At 39.1% G+C, this 555-nt stretch carries 1 protein-coding gene; it reads left to right on the top strand.

The window, feature by feature from the left end; translation table 11 throughout:
• Positions 1-244: 244 nt before the first annotated feature.
• On the top strand, positions 245-555 hold a 311-nt coding region (locus tag HC175_RS16885; protein WP_168139513.1), incomplete at its 3' end, for a hypothetical protein.

Raw genomic sequence — 555 nt, 5'->3', positions numbered from 1 at the left:
AAGAGACATTCCCACTGATTAGTAAGGAAGATGCGAAAAACATCATCCCGGGAAGGAAGTTAGAGATTTTCAGGGATTGTAAAATATTGAATAGCAAATATTTATTAGCCCTGTCATCTTTCGCTGTCATACTTTATGGACCCTTTGTTTATAAGGAGACAAAATTTGCTGTTTAACGATATAAATTGGTGACAAGACTTTTATTCAGTACCTTAATATTCAGTTAATTAACCTTTTTTTAGCTATGGAAGCAAAAGACACCAGGATCTACATGATCGTTGATACAGAAAAAATCAGATCAGGTAAGGAGGAAGAGTGCGTAGAATTTAAAGATGACCGCAAAAATCCCAATCCACACAATGACCCACGGAAATTCAACTCCGTTATTAATCCCCGCAAAAAAGTGTTCTGGTATGGAGAGCCAAAGGCCCGGCCGCAGGACACTGTTGACATTGTTGATATTGAAAGGAAAGGTGCCAATGACCCTGACTTTTTAAAAACCAAAGGAAATGATCCTTCCCGTAGAGGAGCCTACATGGGTCAGGTGATCGATGA

This window comes from Salinimicrobium oceani (genome assembly GCF_012037645.1).
The sequence above is the reverse complement of the archived record's forward strand: the minus strand, read 5'-3'. Positions and strand labels throughout refer to the sequence as shown.